Origin of the sequence: Frankia sp. AgKG'84/4, from assembly GCF_023242965.2 — a bacterium.
Taxonomy (GTDB): domain Bacteria; phylum Actinomycetota; class Actinomycetes; order Frankiales; family Frankiaceae; genus Frankia.
The window spans coordinates 1-614 of record NZ_JALKFU020000666.1 but is presented as its reverse complement, the minus strand read 5'-3'; the positions used below and the strand labels follow the sequence as shown (position 1 = coordinate 614).

The following is a 614-nucleotide window of genomic DNA, read 5'->3' as shown; positions in this document are numbered from 1 at the left end:
ATCGACAACATCGACATATCCAAAATCAAACGGGAAATCGAAAAGATGTACCGGAAACTGAACGGTGATTGGAAAAAAGGCGGGAAAATGCGTGTGGCTGTGATTTACTCGCTTATTTATACAGGGCTGCGCGTATCGGAGCTCGTGAACCTGAACCGGGAGGATCTCGATGTGAGGGAACGGACGGGATCGATCACGGTCCGGGGAAAAGGAAACAAAGAGCGTACGGTCCCGGCTCCAAAGGAACTCAGAAGAAAACTAATGGAATACCTGGGCGAGAGAACGGATAGCAACCCTGCCCTGTTTGTTTCGAACCGCGGGCAGCGCATCAGTGTCCGGAATGTCCAGGACATCCTGGCCAGGCTGAATGATCGCTGCGGGTTCAAGAAAGGAACGGTCCATCCGCACGTTCTGCGGCATTCGTTTCTCTACCAGACGGCCAAGAAAGTTCCGCTCACCACCCTCACTCAGCTCGCTGGCCACGATGATCCGAAGACGACGATGATCTACACCACGCCGAACCTGCAGGAAGTCGGGGCGAAACTTGATGATTTGTACCTGGAAGATGAATGAGTGTACAATGCGATTGATGTCATCATGACAGTACTTCACGC

Annotated in this window: 1 protein-coding gene; it reads left to right on the top strand. The window is 52.3% G+C overall.

Going from position 1 to position 614, the window contains the following annotated elements; all coding sequences use genetic code 11:
• The coding region (locus MXD58_RS24530) for a tyrosine-type recombinase/integrase (protein ID WP_250610029.1) at positions 1-573 on the top strand (573 nt) is incomplete at its 5' end.
• Positions 574-614 lie beyond the last annotated feature (41 nt).